The 17,701-nt window shown below is 68.8% G+C and carries 11 protein-coding genes; 8 read left to right on the top strand and 3 right to left on the bottom strand.

Annotated elements, in window-relative coordinates; genetic code table 11:
• Position 1 precedes the first annotated feature (1 nt).
• The 5 genes from lpdA (at position 2) to IPG61_16440 (ending at position 7,455) form a co-directional block, all read left to right on the top strand.
• Complete coding sequence (gene lpdA, locus IPG61_16460) at positions 2-1,393, top strand: dihydrolipoyl dehydrogenase (GenBank protein ID MBK6735632.1); 1,392 nt, start codon at positions 2-4, stop codon at positions 1,391-1,393.
• 117 nt (positions 1,394-1,510) lie between these two features.
• The gene (locus tag IPG61_16455; GenBank protein ID MBK6735631.1) at positions 1,511-1,732 is read left to right on the top strand and encodes a hypothetical protein; all 222 of its coding nucleotides are present in this window, start codon (positions 1,511-1,513) and stop codon (positions 1,730-1,732) included.
• The gene (locus IPG61_16450) at positions 1,719-3,107 is read left to right on the top strand and encodes an SAM-dependent methyltransferase (GenBank protein ID MBK6735630.1); all 1,389 of its coding nucleotides are present in this window, start codon (positions 1,719-1,721) and stop codon (positions 3,105-3,107) included. Before IPG61_16455 ends, IPG61_16450 begins: the two co-directional genes overlap by 14 nt.
• A gap of 12 nt (positions 3,108-3,119) precedes the next feature.
• Positions 3,120-4,946 carry a sulfatase-like hydrolase/transferase gene (locus tag IPG61_16445; GenBank protein MBK6735629.1) on the top strand — a complete coding sequence of 609 codons (1,827 nt, stop codon included), beginning with the start codon at positions 3,120-3,122 and terminating at the stop codon, positions 4,944-4,946.
• Positions 4,947-5,091: 145 nt separating this feature from the next.
• On the top strand, positions 5,092-7,455 hold the full coding sequence (locus IPG61_16440) for a T9SS type A sorting domain-containing protein (GenBank protein ID MBK6735628.1): 2,364 nt from the start codon (positions 5,092-5,094) through the stop codon (positions 7,453-7,455).
• Between the two features lie 9 nt (positions 7,456-7,464).
• On the opposite strand, the gene IPG61_16435 is transcribed toward IPG61_16440, so the two are convergent.
• Positions 7,465-8,127 carry a PAS domain-containing protein gene (locus IPG61_16435; GenBank protein MBK6735627.1) on the bottom strand — a complete coding sequence of 221 codons (663 nt, stop codon included), beginning with the start codon at positions 8,125-8,127 and terminating at the stop codon, positions 7,465-7,467.
• A gap of 1,244 nt (positions 8,128-9,371) precedes the next feature.
• Here IPG61_16435 and IPG61_16430 point away from each other — a divergent pair.
• Both IPG61_16430 and IPG61_16425 read left to right on the top strand, forming a co-directional pair.
• On the top strand, positions 9,372-11,414 hold the full coding sequence (locus IPG61_16430; protein ID MBK6735626.1) for a hypothetical protein: 2,043 nt from the start codon (positions 9,372-9,374) through the stop codon (positions 11,412-11,414).
• Positions 11,415-11,621: 207 nt separating this feature from the next.
• Positions 11,622-12,377 carry a hypothetical protein gene (locus tag IPG61_16425; protein MBK6735625.1) on the top strand — a complete coding sequence of 252 codons (756 nt, stop codon included), beginning with the start codon at positions 11,622-11,624 and terminating at the stop codon, positions 12,375-12,377.
• A gap of 58 nt (positions 12,378-12,435) precedes the next feature.
• On the opposite strand, the gene IPG61_16420 is transcribed toward IPG61_16425, so the two are convergent.
• On the bottom strand, positions 12,436-12,777 hold the full coding sequence (locus IPG61_16420; protein ID MBK6735624.1) for a PAS domain-containing protein: 342 nt from the start codon (positions 12,775-12,777) through the stop codon (positions 12,436-12,438).
• Between the two features lie 271 nt (positions 12,778-13,048).
• Here IPG61_16420 and IPG61_16415 point away from each other — a divergent pair, with 271 nt between their 5' ends.
• Positions 13,049-15,151, top strand: coding sequence for a S8 family serine peptidase (locus tag IPG61_16415; protein MBK6735623.1), 2,103 nt, complete (start codon positions 13,049-13,051; stop codon positions 15,149-15,151).
• A gap of 86 nt (positions 15,152-15,237) precedes the next feature.
• Here IPG61_16415 and IPG61_16410 read toward each other — a convergent pair whose 3' ends face one another.
• Positions 15,238-17,652: a serine hydrolase gene (locus IPG61_16410; protein MBK6735622.1), complete on the bottom strand. Its 2,415-nt coding sequence runs from the start codon at positions 17,650-17,652 to the stop codon at positions 15,238-15,240.
• Positions 17,653-17,701: the final 49 nt, after the last annotated feature.

The following is a 17,701-nucleotide window of genomic DNA, read 5'->3' as shown; positions in this document are numbered from 1 at the left end:
GATGGAAGCAACGAAGAAGCACGACCTGGTCGTGATCGGCGCCGGCCCCGGCGGCTACGCCGCGGCGATCCGCGCGGCGCAGCTGGGCCTCGACACGGCCTGCGTGGAGAGGGAGCCGCGACTGGGCGGCACCTGCCTTCGGGTGGGCTGCATCCCGAGCAAGGCACTGCTCGAGTCCAGCGAGAAGTACGCCGAGGCCCGGCACGGGCTGGCGCAGCACGGGGTGCTCGTGAAGGACGCGGGCCTGGACCTGGCGGCGATGATGGCTCGCAAGGACGGCATCGTCACGACGCTGACCGAGGGCATCGCGGGCCTGTTCAAGGCGAACAAGGTGACGCGCTACGAGGGCACGGCGCGCCTGGACGGGCCGGGTCGCGTCGTGGTGGGTGAACAGGTGCTCGAGGCTGCGCGGATCATGATCGCCACCGGCAGCACCGCGGCGTCGCTGCCCGGCGTGGCGCTCGACGGCGACCGCATCGGCGACTCGACGGCGGCCCTGGCCTGGCCCGCGGTCCCGCAGCGCCTGGTCGTCATCGGCGCCGGCTACATCGGCCTGGAACTGGGATCGGTCTGGGCCCGCCTGGGCGCGCAGGTGACGGTGGTCGAGTACCTCGACCGCATCCTGCCCGGCACCGACGGCGAGATCGCGCGCGTGGCGCTGCAGTTGTTCAGGAAGCAGGGATTGGAGTTCGTGCTTGGCGCCCGCGTGACGGGTGCGCAGGTCACCGGCGCAAAGTCGAAGGCGAAGCAGGTCGAGGTGGCAATCGAGGGTCGCGACCCGCTGGTCGCCGACCGCGTGCTCGTGGCCGTCGGCCGGAAGCCCCACACCGAAGGCCTCGGCCTGGAATCGGCGGGCGTGGCGCTCGATGCGCGCGGCTTCATCCGCATCGACGAGCAGCACCAGGCCGCGCCCGGCATCTGGGCCGTGGGCGATGTCGTCGGCGGCCTGCTGCTGGCGCACAAGGCGACCGACGAAGGCGTCGCGGTGGCCGAACAGCTGGCCGGGCGCGTCGGCCACTTCGACCCGGCCGTGATCCCGGCCGTGTGCTACACCGATCCGGAGATTGCCGGCGTGGGCCGCACCGAGGAGCAGCTCAGGGAGGGCGGCGTGCCGTTCCGCAAGGGCGTCAGCAGCTTCCGCAGCAACGGGCGGGCGCTCGCCCTCGGCCACGTCGATGGCCGGGTCAAGGTGCTGGCGCACGCGGAAACCGACCGCGTGCTGGGCGTGCACATCATCGGGCCGCGGGCCGGCGACCTCATTGCCGAAGCCGCGGCTGCGATGGCCTTCGGCGCCAGCGCCGAGGACATCGACAGCGTGTGCCACGCGCATCCGACGTTGTCGGAGGTGGTGCGGGAGGCGGCGTTTGGTGCCGGGGGGCGAGCAGGCAAATAGGCATGCGACGGGTGGATTGACCGCCAGGGACCGGGGTGTCACAATCGGGCCGCGCCCGATCTTCCTGAATCTGGTCTTCCGGCATCGCCGGAGCTTCCTCCATCCCGGGGTTCGTGCATGACCGCGCGGCTGCTTGCCCTCGTCCTCATCACCGGCTCCCTGCTGGCCCCGAGGCCCGCCCATGCCTACGTCGACCCCGGTTCCGGCAGCCTGGTCATCCAAGGGATCATCGCGGCGGTCGTCGGTGTCGGCCTGACCCTCCGGTTGTACTGGCGACGGATCCGCAGGCTGTTCACCGGCAGATCATCCCGGGACGACGAGTCCGATGCCGACCAGTGACGGCCGCCTTGCCTCCTCGTTCCGCGATCCGGGCGGCTTCATGTTCCGGCACGAGGGACGCCTGCACCGCCAGGTGAATCGCTGCGCCGCGGACGACTTTCACCTGCTCCAAGGGTCAGGGCTCTACGATGAGCTGGTGGCGAAGGGGCTGCTGGTCGCTCACCGCGAGGTGTCACTGGATCTGGCCAGGTCTGCCGAAGCGATTGCCGTCATCGAACCCGACCCCATCCCGTTCATCAGCTATCCGTACGAGTGGTGCTTCACGCAGCTGAAGGATGCCGCCCTGGCCACGCTGCGGATCCAGTCGCTGGCCCTGAAGAAGGGGCTGGTTCTGAAGGACGCATCCGCGTACAACATCCAGTTCAGGCAGGGACAACCCGTCCTCATCGATACGCTCTCGTTCACGGCGTATCGCGACGGCGAACCCTGGGCGGCCTACCAGCAGTTCTGCCGGCATTTCCTGGCGCCGCTGGCGCTCATGGCTGGGCGCGATATCAGGCTGGGCGCGCTGCTGCGCGAGCACATCGACGGCGTGCCGTTGGACCTGGCCGCCCGCTTGTTGCCCTGGCGGTCGCGGCTGCAGCCGGGGCTGCTCATGCACATCCACGCCCATGCGGCGAGCCAGCGCAGGCATGCCGGTCGCGAAACATCCGCTCACAACGTCAGGGTCTCGCGACGCTCGCTGGAAGGGATCGTCGACAGCCTGCGTCGCACGGTCCAGGGACTGCGCTGGCGCCCCGGCGCCACGGAGTGGGGCGACTACTACGGCGCCACGAACTACACCGACGCCGCCATGGAGCACAAGCGCACCCTGGTCGGCTCCTTTCTGGCCGAAGCCGGCGCCGGCATCGTCTGGGACCTGGGTGCCAACGACGGCACTTTCAGCCGCCTGGCCGCAGAGCGGGGCCGACTGGTTGTTGCCGCCGACCGGGATCCCGCGGCCGTCGAGCGGAACTGGCTGCACTGTCGGCAGGGCAAGCAACCGTTGATGCTGCCCCTGTTGGTGGATCTGACGAATCCCAGCCCGGCCCTGGGCTGGGCCCATGCGGAGCGCCTGTCGCTGCTCCAGCGCGGGCCGGCGGGGGCGGTCATGGCGCTGGCGCTCGTGCATCACCTGGCCATCAGCAACAATGTGCCCCTCGATGTGCTCGCGCGCTTCCTGGCCGCGGCCGGTACGCACCTCATCATCGAGTTCGTTCCGAAGTCCGATTCCCAGGTGCAGCGCCTGCTGTCCACGCGTGAGGATATCTTCCCGCACTACGATCTCACGGGATTTCGTGACGCTTTCGGGAGCGCGTTCGAGACGATGAGGGCAGAGCCCGTCGCGGGCACCGCGCGCACGCTGTTTCTCCTGCGCAGTCGGCATACGGCCTGACGGAAGGCATCGGTGAACCCGTCCATGAAGCAGCAGCAGACGCCAGTCGACACCCGGCGCCGCGAATGGCTGCCGCTGGCCGCCGCCTCCGTGGCCCTGCTGGTCACCGGCTTCTGGGCCGCGCCGGCCACCGTGTTCCTCTTCAATGCCGGTGAAGTCACTACTTCGTTGCCCACCATCATCACTTGGTCCTGGCCCGTTCAGGCCGGGCTGATCGCGGTGGTGGCGCTGCTCGGCGCCATCGGCAGGGCGAGCGGCCGCAGGCTCCTGGCCGCCGTGCTGCTGGCCCTGGCCGCCCTTTTGTATCTGCAGGGCAACGTCCTCGTCCGCAGCTACGGCAAGTTCGACGGCAGCGACATCGACTGGTCGCGCCACGCCACGAGTGGCGCACTGGAGGCGGCCGTCTGGCTGGGTGTGCTGGTCGCGGCTGTCGCCTTCCGCCGTCGCTTGTGGCGTCACGCGCCGGGACTGGCGGTCGTGATCGTGCTGCTCAACGGCCTGACGATCGGGGGCCATCTGCTGTCCGGCCGCACGTTCGCCCACGCCACCACCTCGGGGCTCGATGAGGGGTTCGCCGGCTTCTCGCGCGACCGCAATGTGCTCATCGTGGTCATGGATGCCTTCGCCTCGCCCGTCTTCGAGCAGATGCTGGCCGACGACCAGGCCTGGCAGGACCGGCTGGACGGCTTCACGTGGTACCGCGACGCCCTTGCCGTGTATCCCACGACGCTGCCCTCGATCCCGGCCATCCTCTCGGGCCGCACTACGGACAATGCGCGCCCGGTGAAGGCGTTCCTGCGCGAGAGCCTCGCGCGCGACTCGCTGCCCGTGGTGCTGCAGCAGCAGGGCTTCGCCGCCACCGTCATCACCGAACCCATCTACGGGGAGTACTTCGAGGGTGTGCCCTTCGCAGGCACCGTCTCGTTCCTGGACGGCGTGCCGCAGAACCGTCACCGTCGCGATGCGCTGCTGATCTGGAACGTCGCGCTTTTCCGCTACGCGCCGCACCACCTGAAGATGCGCATCTACGCCGACCATCGCTGGCTGCTGCGGGATGATGCGTCGACCGATTCTCCGGCGCCCGGGTCGCGATCGCCATATTCCACCGCCGAGACCTACCGCGCACCGTCACCCAACCAGATGGCGGGCCGGATCCTGCAGGAGCGGCTGCTCGACACCGCAACGGCCACGAGCCGGCGACCGACATTCAAGTTCGTCCACTTCTTCACTACCCACATGCCGTGGTTCCTCGACGCCGACTGTGTGCAGCTCACGCAGGATCTCTATGCGCAGCTGACCGAACCGCAGGCCGTCGTGGCCCAGAGCACCTGCGCCCTGAACCAGTTCCTGGCGCTCGTCAAGCGGCTGGAGGAACTGGATGTCCTCGACAACACGCTCGTGATCCTGACCGGCGACCACGGCAGCCACCTCGAGCTGATTCCCGGCGCGCACGAAGCGGCCCTGGCGGCGGGCAGGCCATCACCGACCAGGGTGTTGCCGCTGCTGCTGGTCAAGCCGATCGGCGCTTCCGGGGCGTTGAAGGTGTCCGAAGCCCCAGTGAGCCTGACGGACATCGCTGCGACGGTCGCGACAGCGATGGAGGTCACATCCGTATTCCCCGGTCGTCCGCTGGACGAAGTGCCCGAGGGTGAGCTCCGTTCGCGGACCTGCTACGACTACACCTGGCTGCACGACTACTGGTGGGAGGAATACCTGCCGGCCATGACGGAGTACAAGGTGGAGGGCGCGGTCCGGGATCCGGCGGCCTGGAGCGCGGGGCGCGCGCTGCCCACCGGGCCTGCCGCGGCCGCCAGCGCGGACAGCAGCGCCGGGCGGTAGTCGCCGGCGCCCAGGGACGGCAGGGTTTTGCATGATTTGGCGTATGCATATGTAATGATACAGCCAATATACGAGATACATATCATCTGGTATTCTGCCTCATCCACACAGGATTTGCACTTGTAGCTCCGGGAGCGTCACCACCATGGCACGCCATCACCGCCTTGTTCCAGTCTTCGGCCTGATGTTGCTGGTCATCGCCAGCGGATTCGGCGCGGCGAGTGCCGCCCCCGGCGACGAGAACTGGGCCACAGTGTGCAGTGCACCCGGCGCCGACAGGTTCGTCTTCACCTCGACCGTGTTCGAGGGCGATCTCGTGATCGGCGGCAGCTTCGACGCGGTCGGCGGCCTCGGCGCGCGCCGCCTGGCCCGCTGGGACGGGGCCGCCTGGTCGGCGATGGGTGAGGCCTTCAACGACGATGTCTACAGTCTCGTTGTCTGGAACAGCGAACTCTACGCGGGCGGCGGCTTCACGGCCTGCGGCGCCACCCCGATGTCGGGCCTCGCGCGCTGGGATGGCGCCGGCTGGGTCGCGGTCGGTGGTGGGGTGGACGGCTACGTCGATGACCTGGCCGTCTGGAACGGCATGCTCGCCGTGGGCGGCTATTTCGAAAGTGTCGACGGTGGTTCCCTGACCACAGCCCACATCGCGACCTGGGACGGCGCCGCGTGGGATGAGATGGACGGCGGCATGAACGGCTCGGTGTCCGATGTCGAAGTCTTCGCAGGCTCCCTCTACGCCTGCGGCCAGTTCGATTTCGCCGGCAGCAGCTACGCGCCGAACCTGGCCCGCTGGAACGGTTCGTCGTGGGCCGGTGTCGGTGGCGGCCTGACCGACGAATTCGGCGACCCGTTTGAGGCCAATGCCGGCGACATGGTGGTCCACGCCGGCAAGCTGGTGATCGCCGGCACGTTCGCGCGAGCCGGCGCCCTCGCGGTCGACGGCATCGTGACCTGGAACGGCACCGTGTTCGCCGCGCCCGGGGTTTCCTCGTTCGGCGGCAGTGTCACCGAGGTCGGCCTCTACGGGGCGAACCTCGTGGCGGCCGGCGAGCAGGGCATCATCAGGACCTGGAACGGGACCTTCTGGAACCACCTCGGCGGCATCATCGGTACGATCGCCACGAGCACCGAGTACGGCGGCGGCGTGGTCTTCGGCGGGAGCTTCGAACTCGGCGTCAACCCGCGCGTGGCCAATGTGGCCCTCTACACCGGAACCTGGTCGGCACTGGCCGAAGGTCACGGCGCCAACCTGCCGGTCCGCGGATTCCACGAGTGGAACGGCACGCTGATCGCCGGCGGTTCGTTCTCGCGGATCGGCGGCGTCTCCGGCAGCATGGTCGCAGCCTGGGACGGCAGCGGGTGGGCGCCGCTGGGCAGCGGCATCGCCTACCAGTTCGGCGGCGGCGTCGAGTCGTTCGCCACCTTCGAAGGCGACCTCATCGCCGGCGGCGCCTTCTCGACGGCGGGTGGCGTACCCGCGAACAAGATCGCGCGCTGGAACGGCGCGCAGTGGAGCGCGATGGGCGCCGGCTCGCTTTCCACCGTCAGCGGCCTGCTGGCGCTGGGCGGCGAGCTCTACGCGAACGGCTACTGGGCCGGCAACCTGCAGACGCTCGGGCGATGGAACGGCGCCGACTTCACGCCGCTGGGCGGCACCATCCTTGGCGGTGTCCAGATCCTCCACGCCCTCGGCTCGTTCGGCGGGCAACCGGTGATGGGCGGCAGCTTCACGAGCGTCGGCGGCACACCGGCGGCCAACATCGCGCGCTGGGACGGCGCGGCGTGGCACGCGCTCGGGACGGGCACGAACGGCTCGGTCAACGCCATCCACGAATCGGGCGGCCTTCTCTATGTCGGCGGCATCTTCCAACAGGCAGGCGGCCAGCCCGCCTCCAACATCGCCGTGTGGGACGGCGCCGCCTGGAGCGCGCTTGGCGCCGGGGTGAACGGGCGCGTCTTCGACATCACGTCCGCAGGCGGTTCGATCTACGCAACCGGCGAGTTCACGCAGGCCGGCGGCCAGCCGTCTCTGTACATCGCCCGCTGGGACGGGGCCGCGTGGCAGGGACTCGGCTCGGGGCTGAATGCCAAGGGCCACGCCTTGCGATTCGTCGGCAACGACCTGATGGTCGGCGGCGAGTTCACGCTGGCCGGCAATTCCGGTTCACTGCGCATCGCCCGCTGGACGACGGCCGCCTCGGCGGTCGATCCGGCTCCCGACGGCCGGGCGCGCTTCTTCATGGGCCCGGGCAGGCCCAACCCGTTCACGGGCGCCACGACGTTGAGCTTCACGTTGCCCCAGCCGTCCGATGTCGTCGTCGATGTCTTCGATCTCCGCGGGGCCCGCGTCCGCAGCCTGGCGCGGGCGGGACTGGGCGCCGGCACGCACCAGGTCACGTGGGACGGGCGCGATGCGGCCGGCCTGCCGGCCCCGGCGGGAGTCTACTTCGTGGCGTTGCGGGGCGGCGATGCTGCGGCGCGGCAGCGGGTGACGCTGGTGCGCTGAGCGGGCGACTCAGGTCGTAGGCGGGAGATCGCCCGGCGTCGGATAGTAGAAATCGAGGCAGACATCGCAGAGGTCGTGACTGGTGTTGGCCGCCGGGTTGGCGACGAGTTCCGGCACCCAGTCCCAATGCCGCGGGCCGCTCGTGCGCCTGATCTTCCGGCAGTGTGAGCACTGGTGCACGATGCCGTTTCCGTCGGCGTAATCCGCCGGGGTGATGGTCGTTCCGGCAGGCCGGCCGGTGTCGCGCGGCGAGGCGACGATCAACGCATGGACCACGAGAAGCCCGCCGCGGTCGCGGAGCGGATAGGCTGACATGCGCATGTGGCGCCTGACATCGGGGCTGGAACACTCATAGTCGTGATCCCAGTGCTTGTCCTCCTGAAGGACACTGGTCAGGGCCTGCGCGTAGAAATCGCGGATGACCGGCGGGCAGGCATCCAGCACGCACCGCCCCAGGCCCCAGTCGCGGGCGATGGCGGGCCCGCCGCCATTGGCCTCGGCGAAATCGAACCACGCCGGATTGAGGAACGCGAGGCGCAGGTCGGCATCCAGCCCGATGATCGTGTCCGGTTGCCGCGCGAGGGCGTCGAGGTCGAATCCCGCGAGCAGTTCGCCGAAGGCGGGTGTCAGGCACAGGGCGGGCGGCGGGCCGTTGTGCGAAGAATCGGGCATGGGTCCACTCCTGGCACACAGTTGATCGGTCGCCGAGCGCCCGGGGAATCTACCCGATCCGCACGGGTTGCGCCACGCCCGCCCGCCGGGCATCCCCAGCCTCTTCCATTGCCCCTCCCGATTCCCTATACTCAAGATGGTCCCCCGCTCATGCCAGGCCTGATCCCGGCTCGCCCCCGGGGGGAGGAACCGCACGATCCAGGCCGTTTCGCCGCGGCCCCTGCTATGCCTGACATGGCCGGACTCCAGGCGCCCGGGAACCCTCGGTCAAGGAGTCGAGCCCGCCATGAAGACCTCGCTCAAGCTGTCCATGCTCGTGATCGCCGCCGTGTGCATGTCCGTCGCCTCGTCGCCGGCGGGCATCCCCGACCGGGTTCCGTCGGATGGAACTGCCGTCCTGTACGGAGGCTCGCCCGTCAAGGCCGTGGTGGACACGGTCACGCTGATGGGCCCGGGCGGGGCTTTCCCCTACCGGGGCGATTTCGAGACCGCAGCCGCACTGCCCGGCGGCGACGGCCTGCTGACCGACGGGTGGACGTCGCAGGACACGACGGCGCCCGACAACCACTGGCACGTCGCTGCGTTCAACAATCCCGGAACCGGCAACGGGGCCTGGTGCGGTGATTCCGCGCTTCAGGCCTGCCAGAACGATGTCGCCGGCGGCTATGGCAACGACTGGCGCGACATCCTCGAGTTCCGCAAGACCGTGCCCGGCGATGCCACTGTGCGCGTGCGGGCGAAGCTGCGCTTCGACACCGAACCGGGCTACGACTACGTGACGCTGCAGCGGCGCACGGCTGCCGCGCCCGAGTTCGAGCCCGTCAACGGCGGGCAAGGCCTCTCCTGGGACGGGCAGGGCGACGTCACGGTCGACTACACGTTCAACTACACGGCCGTGCAACGGCTCGGCGGCACCGACATTGCCGTGGCCTTCGTCTTCGATTCCGATGTCGCCTGGTCCGACGAAGACTGCCTGTGGCCGACAGCCGGCGCCGCCACCGTTGACAACCTTGTCGTCACGGTGACATCGGGCGCCGTGACGACCTACACCGAGGATTTCGAGGACGGCGAACTCGGCCCCGATTGGCAGGCGGTTTCGAACACCGGCGTGGGGGACTACGCCCGCGTGTGGAGGGGACCTGTGCGACTTCGACCCCTGCGGCGCGAACAACTCGAACCAGGTCGCCTTCATCGAACTGTACCCCGACATCTGGATCCTGCCGCCGCCGCCGACCGGTTGCGGCATGGTCAACAACACGGGCGGCGCGCTGGGCGAGGGCTTCCACCTCGAGAACTACGTGCGTTCGCCGGCGATGACGCTGCCGGGCGGCGACGTCGACGGGCTGACCCTGGCCTTCGATGTCTATGTGCATGAACTGCTGATTGCCAACGATTCGCCGGGCATGTTCTACGTCTGGGACGTGCGATCGACCGCGGGCGGCGACATCAACGAGGCGCCGTGGGTCAGCCGGAACTTCGTGTACTACGGCGGACCGGTATTCCGGCGTTCGCAGAACCAGGTCGGCGACCTGCTCGTGCCGGGCGCCACACAGGTGCAGGTCAGGCTGGGCGTCGCCGAGCTGGGTTGGCAGTTCGGTTACGGCGAAGGCACCAACGGCACTTCGGCGCCGTACTTCGACAACGTGCGCGTGCAGGCCTATCCATCGGCGGGGCCGCGTATGGTCATCACCGAGGCGCACCTGGCCAACGACGGCTTCCCGGCCTCGGGGACGCTTGACCTGGCGAACCTCGGCACGAACTCGGTGCGCTTCGACATGGCGTCGAACATCAGCGCACGCACCCACCAGCGCAACGATCCGGGCGATACCGTCGTCATCACCGTCGCGCCCCGCGACGGTGCCTCGCTGGATCCGCCGGTGATGCACTGGACGCTGGCGGTCCGCAATCCGCTCTTCGACCCGTATCGCACGCTGCCGTCCGGCCCGATCACGGGCAGGGTGACGCGCTACGCCAACGGCGACATCATCGAGAACCGCTGGAACTTCGACCTGCCCGACACCGGCATGCTGTTTCCCGGTGACGTGCTGCACTACTACTTCAGCGCCACCGACCATCGTGCGGGCGACGCGCGCACCAGCATCGCGCCGGCCGACCTGGCCGGCTACGGCGACTCTGACTCGCCCATCTGGCCGCTCGCCTACACGGTGCGCTGCCTGCCGAGCGTGGCCAGCGTGGCCGGCTATCAACCGGTCATGTTGTTCTGGAACGACCAGGGCTCACGCGGGGCCGAGGACGAGTGGCTGAAGGCGCTCCAGCTGATCCACATGACCGCCGGTGTGGATTTCGACGTCTTCACCACGCGTGCGCCCAGCCTGGGCGTCGGCAACGGACTGGGGGGCCGGGCGACCGTGGCCCAGCTGGCCGGCTACACCGACATGATGTATACCGCAGGCGACCAGGGCGCGTACACGCTCAGCAACGGCGACTTCAACGGAGATCCCTCGCAGGATCTGCAACTGCTGAACAGCTGGCTGGCGCTCGGCGATCGCGACATGCTGCTGTGCGGCGAAGATCTGGCCCACAGCCTTTACACCTCGGGGACGGTTGCACGCACCTTCCTGGAATCGACGATGGGCGTGCAATACGTCGACGGCGACGTGCGCGACAACATCGGCGGCCAGGCCTCGCCCACCGTCGCTGCTGTTCCGGGCAATCCCGTGTTCCTGACGACGAACGAGTGGCTGCTCTACGGTGGCTGCCCGACGCCGAACGACTTCGACGCCATCCTGCCGCAGGTCGGCGCCCAACCGCTGGCGCTGTTCACCGACGCCGGTGGGGTCGCAACGCCGTACCCGTATGCGGCGGCGGTGCTCCAGACCGCGGGGCCGGGCCGCGTGATCACGCTGCCGTTCGACGTATCGTTTGTCATGGGCTGGGACAAGGCGCAGATGCCGCAGTTGCCGCGGGCGGGGCTCCTGATGGAAGTGAGCTACTACTTCGGCATTCCCTGGGACCTGAACACCATGGCCACGGGCGTGCCCGGTACCGCGCCTGCCCTGGCGGTCGCGGCGCAGCCCAACCCGTTCAATCCCTCGGTGACGCTGCGCTACACCCTGGCTCGCCCCGGTCACCTGGCCATGAAGGTGTTCGATGCGCGCGGTGCGCTGGTGCGGACGCTGGTCGACGGCCCGGTGGCCGTGACGCAGGGCACCGTGCTGTGGGACGGTGCGGATGATCGTGGCGGCCAGGCGGCTTCGGGCCTCTACTTCGTGGAGACGCGCGCGGACGGGCAGGTCGACGTGCGCAAGGTGACGATGTTGAAGTAGGTGCCATCTGCCTGCGTGCCGGGCGGCCCCTGTCCGCTGCCCGGCACGTTTTGTTAAGAAACAGTGAAAATCATATCATTTTCATCTTCTTTATTGTAGTCTCACCCTTCGCGCATCGATCTCGCCGGGGATCGTCCAGCCTGTACGGACAGCGGCGGCCCCCAAGTCGGTGTGGAACCCCTGGCAATGCGTCTCCAAGGAGATGTCATGAATACACTGCGCAAGCCGGTCAACCTGTTGTCGTTGGCCATCATCGCCTGCTCCCTCATCGGGGCCGTCGCGGCCTCCGCCGTGATCGTTCCCATCACCTGGCTGGACCAGTCGCCCACCGCCTTCGGCTCGCCGGTGCCGAACGGCGCGATCATCCCGGTGGCCGGCGTCGGCAACGTCACCGTGACCTACTCGATCCCGGCGCACTGGACCCATTCGCGGCTGCTCAGCGCGGGTTACACCGCCGGCAGCGTGACGTTCGGACCGGACACCTACTCGTGGACGAACTTCGAGTCCTTCGCCACGATCTTTACGCCGGGCCTGCTGGGCCCCGAGGTCGGCACGATCACCTACACCTTCGCGTCGACGCTGCCTGCGGGCTCGGTCTTCGTCGGGCCGATCGGCCTCGGCGCGACGACGAGCTTCGGCGGCGGCACGTCGACCACCCGCGTCCTGCAGAACGGCACGTTCCTCGGCGACTTCGTCGGTGACGTGACGGCCGGCGCGTCCCAGTTCATCGGCGGTGCGGGCACCTTCACGGTCATGAACTCGGTGACGGGCGCCGGCGGCTCCAATCCCTGGTGGAATTCGCAGCTGGCCGTGGTGCGGATCGACGACGCGGTGTCGAGCATCACCGTCATCCAGACGCAGCTGCGCGGCGACGGCATCGGCGTCAACATCGGCTTCGCGGTCGATTCGGTCGTCTCGACCGAGGCCTCGACGTGGGGTGACGTCAAGAGCCTGTTCCGCTAGGCGCGGTGCAGACGACCGTGCGAGCAACGGCCGGTTCCCATCGGGAGCCGGCCGCTTCTCAGGTGCGGACGTGGTGCGGCATCGTCTCCGGGATCACGAGCGACATCTCGACGAAGCCGCGGTACTCGCCGTTCTCGTACCAGGGCGACTGGTAGATCAGCTTGCGCACGCCGTTCTTCTCGATGGTGTAGGCGTTCGACGCCTTCTCCGCGAGCATCGTCGCCAGCTGTGTCCGCGATGGCTCGGGGTGGCAGTCGAGCACGTTGCGCCCGACCAGTTCGGCGCCGCCGTCGCGCGCGAAGGTCTCGATCGCGCGCGCGTTCATCTCGAGGATGATGCCGGTGGCGTCACAGACGGTGATCGCCGCGGGGAACTCGTGGACCCAGGCATGTGGCGTCAACTCGATCTCTCCTTTGCGGGCCGGCCGGGCCTCCCGCTTTGCCCGGCACAACCTGCCGCCGTCCGCGCAGAATAGTCGTCACCCGGGCGCGCCCGCGCCTGCCGGACCTGGCGCGCGGCTCGCTCCCGCAGCCCAACCTTAAGACCAGCAATGGCTTGGCGTAAAGGCGATTCCGTGGCGGGGCCGCCCGCCGATGGCACCGGCCTTGCGTCCGCGACGTTCATGGCGGGCGTCCGTTGACGCCCCGTCGCCACCCCAGCCTGGAGCAGCCATGAACGGTCGTCGCGGTATCACCATCGTGCGCGCCATCCTGCCGGTCGGTGTGCTGGTCGCGGCAGCGACCATCCTGTACCTGAAGCCCGGGAACAACGAGGCGCCCAAGGGGCCGCCGGCCGCGGCGCCGGCCCTCTACGGATTCATGGGCGCCGCGGGCGGTGAACAATCCTACGCGCCGGGCCGGCTTCTCGTGCAGATCCGCGACGGGGCGATGGAGACGACGTTGATGGACGTGCCCCTGGACAAGGGGCGCCGGGTGAAGGAGGCGAAGACCGGCCTCAAGGGCGTCGATGACCTGGCGCAGAACGCCGGCGTCACCGGGATCAGCCGGCCCTACGATGCGCCGCTCAACCGCAGCAAGGCTGCCGGCGCGGGCGTCGATCGCTGGTTCATGTTCCACTTCGCCGACGTGAAGGACCTGCCCGGCCTGGCCGACGCCTTCGCGGCGCTGGACGAGGTGCAGGCGGTATCGCTGGACTGGCGCGCGTTCCCGTCCGCTGTTCCGACGGACCCCGGCTTCGCCGACAACTGGGGCCACGAGAACCGGGCCCAGCTTCCCGCCTACAATCCGAACGGCAGCCACAGCCACACGGGCGATGGCGCCGGCGTCGTGGGCTTCGACGCCGACCTGCCGCAGGCGTGGGACGGGCCGCAGGGCTACGGCTCGGCGTCCGTCGTCATCGCCATCATCGATTCGGGCGTGGACACCGACCATGCCGACCTTCGCCTGGTGACCGGCTACGACTTCGGTGACGACGACGCCGATCCCGACGACAACGCCGCCGGCGCCGGCCATGGCACCGCCTGCGCGGGCGTTGCCGCCGCCCTGAACAACGGCATCGGCGCCGTGGGCGTGGCGCCGGGGTGCAGCATCATGCCGCTGAAGGTGGCCGAGAGCGACGGGTACATGTACTTCAGCGCCGTCCAGAACGCGCTCTACTACGCCGCCGATCACGGCGCCGACATCGTGAGCATGAGCTTCGGCGCGCCGATCAAGACCGATGCCGCGACCGAAGCCGCGCTGCAGTATGCCGACGCCGCCGGCGTGGTGCTGCTGGCGGCCACCGGCAACGGCAACAAGGGCGACATCCAGTACCCGGCCGCGAGCCCGTACGTGATCGCCGTCGGCGCGGCTTCGCCGGGCGGCGACCGCAAGCGCAGCTCGAGCCTGGCCCAGGAACTGAACGCGGGCGTCTCGGCCGATCCGCGCGGTCCCACCTGCGACGGCGAGCGCTGGTGGGGGTCCAGCTACGGCGCCATCGTGAAGGGCGCGGCCGACGCGGTCGACCTGCTCGGGCCGACCATCCTGCCCACCTGTGATATCATGGGCAGCGGCGGGTACAGCGCGGGCGACGTCGAGCCGTTCTTCAACGGGACCAGCTGCGCCACGCCGTACGTGGCCGGCGTGGCGGCGCTGATCCTCTCGGCGTTCCCGGACTACACGCCTGCCGAGGTGCGCGAGCTGCTGGTCAGTTCCGCCCGTGACGTGGTCAACGACGAGTCCGAGGCCGGCTGGGACCGCTACTCCGGATCGGGCCTGGTCAACGCCGCGGCCGCGGTCGGCAGCGCGGCTCCTGTCACGCCGATCGCGGCGTTCACCACCGTGACGGCCAGCGGCAGCGCGCCGCTCGAGGTGGTGTTCACCGACGCCTCGACGGGCGCCGCCACGGCCTGGGCCTGGGACTTCGGCGACGGCAGCAGCTCGACCGAGCAGAGCCCCAGCCACATCTACGCCGAGGCGGGCGTCTACGACGTCTCGCTGACGGTGACCAACGAGTCCGGCTCGCACACCGCGACCCAGGCCGGCTGCGTGAGCGTGGCGGCGGCCGTGGCGGCCGCAGCGGTTCTCCAGCAGAACCAGCCGAACCCGTTCAATCCCGTCACGCAGGTCGCCTTCAACCTGCCGCGCGACTGCAACGTCAGGCTGACGATCTACAATACGCGTGGTCAGCAGGTGGCCGTGCTCGCCGAAGGCTCGCTGCCGGCCGGCAACCATACCGTGACCTGGGACGCCACCGGCCAGCCGAGCGGTGTGTACTTCTGCCGGCTGGAAGGGCCGGGCATCAACGAGTCGCGGAAGATGACGCTTCTCAAGTGATCGCGGGCCGATAAGAGAGAGCCCCGCCGCACTCGGGTGCGGCGGGGCTTCTTCGTTCAATTGCGGGAATCCCGCCGGCTGTCCGGCTATTCCACCATCATCACCCGGTGCACGACCTGCTCGTCGCCGGCGCGCAGGCGGGCGATGTACATGCCGGACGACATCCGCTGTCCGCCGTCGTCGGTGCCGTTCCAGGTGAACTCGTGGGCGCCGGGCGCCAGCGAGGACGCCGAGATCGAGCGGACCCGGCGCCCCGCCACGTCGAAGATCTCGAGCACCGCGACATCGGTATGGCGCGGCAGCTCGAAGCGCAGCGTCACCTGCGGGTTGAACGGGTTCGGCATGGGAGCATGCACGACCAGGTGCGTGGGCACGGCGCCCGGTACCGGTGACAGGTAGCCGGGCTCGACCGTCAACGTGGCGCTGTTGCTGTACGTGACGCCGCAATCCTTGGTGATGCGGCAGCGGAAGGAACCCTCGTCGCTTTCCTCGGTCGCAAGAATGGTCAGCGTCCCGGTCGATGCACCACTGGTCTGGCCGGGATAGTTGATCAGGCTGATCCACTGACCGCTGGAAAGCTTCTGCCACTGGTACTCGCCGAAGCCGGCACCGCCGCTGGCGACGGTGAACTGGGCGTCATCGCCGGCGTCCACGGTGGTGTTGGACGGATGGCTGCTGATGCCGGTCGAGCAGGCGTCGTCCCAGGTCTCGAGCGCCTCGCGGATCTGCTCGCGGACGAGCTCCTCGGCTGCGAAGTACGCGACCGCGGAACCGGGAGCGACCCCTGCGTCGACGAACGTGGCCACGGTGTATTCACGGCGGGTCGTGAACCAACTGCCGAGGGCGTAGAACTTGAACGGAATGCTGTACCAGCCTGCCGTCGAGCGCCACGAAACACCGCTGCAGCCGTAGTCGCCGCCCTTGGCCGAGAACTGCAATGCGGCGCGGAAGTCGAGGATCTCGCTCGCCGTCAGGTCGGTCTGGGCTGCCTCTTCGTTGATGACGATCCGCAGCGTATTGAACGCCTCGTCCGCATTGGTGCCGTATCCCCAGTCGGTGACGTTGGCCATGATGCCGAACAGTTCCTCGCTCCACGTCGCGTTGAAGAACGAGCCGTCGGCGATCTGTTCGTAGAGGCTCGTCAGGTCGGCCGCGGTCGTCGTGTTAGGGGTGTTCCCGCACAGGCAGCCGAGGGTGTGGTTGATCTGGGTGTTGCTCAGGTCGGCCGTGAAGTCGGCGAAGTTGTTCAGGGTCGTCCGCCCGACGAGCTCCTCGATGGTGCGGGTGCGGCCGTTGTGCGAGCTTCGCAACATGCCACGAAGCGTTGTCTCGAGCGGCTCGTAGCCGGAATTGCAGCTGTAGTTGTCATCGGGGCAGATGTTGTTCCATGCCTCGGAGGTGCAGGTGTTGGGCACCCAGATGTCGCCGGCCAGGGAAAGGTCGCCCTGCGCGCACTCGCGGATCGCGCCGACACCGTGCAGGATCTTCATGGTGCTGGCCGGCTCGAACACGAAGTTCTCGTTCAGGGACGCGATCACCGGGCCGCCCACCTGCTTGAGCTTGAAGCCGTAGGAGCCTTGCGTGGCCTGCGAACCCATGAAGCCGCGCACGCGCCGCGTCTGGTCGTTGGCGTTGTCGACCAGGCTGACCGCATAGGCGGTGGTGCCGAGAGCGGTGGTGTAGCGGTGCAGGCTCGTCAGGCGACCGCCGGTCTGGCCGATCAGGTTGCCGGTCTGCGTGCCGGTCGACGAGGCATCGAACCAGCCGCCGCCCGGATTCTGGGCCACCATCACGGCGGCGAAGCGGGCCCCCGTGAACAGCGAAGGCGCGGTCTCCAGCTCGATGTCGATCAGCCGCGCGCTGTTCTGCGTCAGCAGGGCCGTGATCTCGGCCTCGGTCTTGTCGAAGTACCACCACCAGCCCTGGTACTGCGCGCCCTCGTTGTACACGGCCACCGCCGCGTAGTACTTCTGCCCGCCGACCGTGTAGATCGACAGGTCGGTGATGCGGATCGCCGGCGTCGTGTTCGCAACCCAGTCGACGATCTGCTGCAGCGACTGCCCCACGAGCCAGCCCCAGCCGGCGGAGCTTCCGCCGGTGTTGGGGATGGAGATCGCCGTCATCCGCGTCACGCCCGATTCCTCGTAGCAGTCCAGGCTGACGAGCCGGCGGTTGGCCAGCTCGAGGCTCAACTGGGACGACGTGCGGTTGTAGTGCATGTTGCCGGTCCCGAAACCCGCCACCGCGTAGCTGCCGGCGTTCTCGACCGTGAGCACGTCGTAGCTGTTCGCGGCCACCCGCTGGATGGAGAAGGGTCGCAGGCCGGCGTTGATGTCCGTGGTGATATCGGTCGCGGTGGCGCCGTAGCGGAAGGTCCATCCCGCGGGGTCGTCGAGGATCTCTTCCACCTGGGCTGCGGCCGGTGCGGCCAGCAGGGCGGCGACGGTCAACAGGCAGAGGCAGGCTGTATGGTAACGGCGCGGGGCGGCAGTGCGTTTCATCGGAAACCTCCCGGCGCCTTCGATCCGGGCGCGCGGCTGACAGGGGCAT

The organism is bacterium, assembly GCA_016703265.1.
GTDB lineage: Bacteria > Krumholzibacteriota > Krumholzibacteriia > LZORAL124-64-63 > LZORAL124-64-63 > CAINDZ01.
Note: the sequence above shows the minus strand (reverse complement) of the source record. Positions and strands in the feature narration are given on the sequence as shown.

Bases quoted from the DNA above. Each gene is read 5' to 3' on its own strand.
- lpdA (MBK6735632.1), top strand. From the start codon at position 2: ATGGAAGCAACGAAGAAGCACGACCTGGTCGTGATCGGCGCCGGCCCC.
- IPG61_16455 (MBK6735631.1), top strand. From the start codon at position 1,511: ATGACCGCGCGGCTGCTTGCCCTCGTCCTCATCACCGGCTCCCTGCTG.
- IPG61_16450 (MBK6735630.1), top strand. From the start codon at position 1,719: ATGCCGACCAGTGACGGCCGCCTTGCCTCCTCGTTCCGCGATCCGGGC.
- IPG61_16440 (MBK6735628.1), top strand. From the start codon at position 5,092: ATGGCACGCCATCACCGCCTTGTTCCAGTCTTCGGCCTGATGTTGCTG.
- IPG61_16435 (MBK6735627.1), bottom strand. From the start codon at position 8,127: ATGCCCGATTCTTCGCACAACGGCCCGCCGCCCGCCCTGTGCCTGACA.
- IPG61_16430 (MBK6735626.1), top strand. From the start codon at position 9,372: ATGGTCAACAACACGGGCGGCGCGCTGGGCGAGGGCTTCCACCTCGAG.
- IPG61_16425 (MBK6735625.1), top strand. From the start codon at position 11,622: ATGAATACACTGCGCAAGCCGGTCAACCTGTTGTCGTTGGCCATCATC.
- IPG61_16415 (MBK6735623.1), top strand. From the start codon at position 13,049: ATGAACGGTCGTCGCGGTATCACCATCGTGCGCGCCATCCTGCCGGTC.
- IPG61_16410 (MBK6735622.1), bottom strand. From the start codon at position 17,652: ATGAAACGCACTGCCGCCCCGCGCCGTTACCATACAGCCTGCCTCTGC.